The organism is Microbacterium sp. USTB-Y (assembly GCF_023703415.1).
In the GTDB taxonomy this organism is placed as follows: Bacteria; Actinomycetota; Actinomycetes; order Actinomycetales; family Microbacteriaceae; genus Microbacterium.
Window position 1 is genome coordinate 1 of sequence record NZ_JAGMTU010000017.1, and the last position, 887, is coordinate 887.

Sequence of the window (887 nt, forward strand, 5' to 3'; positions counted from 1 at the left end):
TCCAGATCCACGACCAGCCGCACCCCGGAACCGAGATAGATCGCCTCCGCGACCACCCCCGCCGCCGACCGCGACCCCGCCTCCGTCGACGGGCCGGCACCGACGAGCATCTTCTCCGGACGCAGAGAATGATGCCCCGCCCGGCCGAGGACGACCTCGCTGGTCACGTCATCGAACAGGTTCGAGGTCCCCACGAAATCCGCCACGAACCGGGACACCGGCCTCTCGTACAACTCGAACGGGGTACCCAACTGCTCGATCCGTCCCGCGCTGAACACCGCGATCCGATCCGACAGCGTCAGCGCCTCCTCCTGATCGTGGGTCACGAAGATGAACGTGATCCCCAGATCACGCTGGATCTGCTTCAACTCGACCTGCATCTGCTCCCGCAGCTTCAGATCCAACGCCCCCAACGGCTCGTCCAGCAGCAGCACCTTCGGCTCCACGACCGTGGCACGCGCCAGCGCGACCCGCTGCCGCTGCCCCCCGGAGAGCTGGCTGGGCCTGCGATCGGCGACATGCTCCAGACGCACACTCGCCAGCGCCCTCCGCGCACGCTCCCGCCGTTCCTTCGCACGGACACCCCGCACCCGCAACCCGTACGCCACGTTGTCCAGCACGCTCATATGCGGGAACAACGCGTAATCCTGGAACACCGTGTTCACATCCCGATCGAACGGCGCCCTCGTCGTCACATCCTCCCCGAACAACTCCACCGTGCCGGCCGTGGGCTGCTCGAACCCCGCGATCAACCGCAACACGGTCGTCTTCCCCGACCCCGAAGGACCCAGCATCGAGAAGAACTCCCCCTCCGCGATCTCCAGATCCACACCATCCACAGCAGTCACAGACCCGAACGCACGCGTGAGTCCGGTCAATCTGATCGC

Annotated in this window: 1 protein-coding gene; it reads right to left on the reverse strand. The window is 66.3% G+C overall.

Annotated elements, in window-relative coordinates; genetic code table 11:
* Positions 1–887: ABC transporter ATP-binding protein (locus tag J8G10_RS19280; RefSeq protein WP_251448601.1), on the reverse strand; the 887-nt coding region annotated here is incomplete at both ends.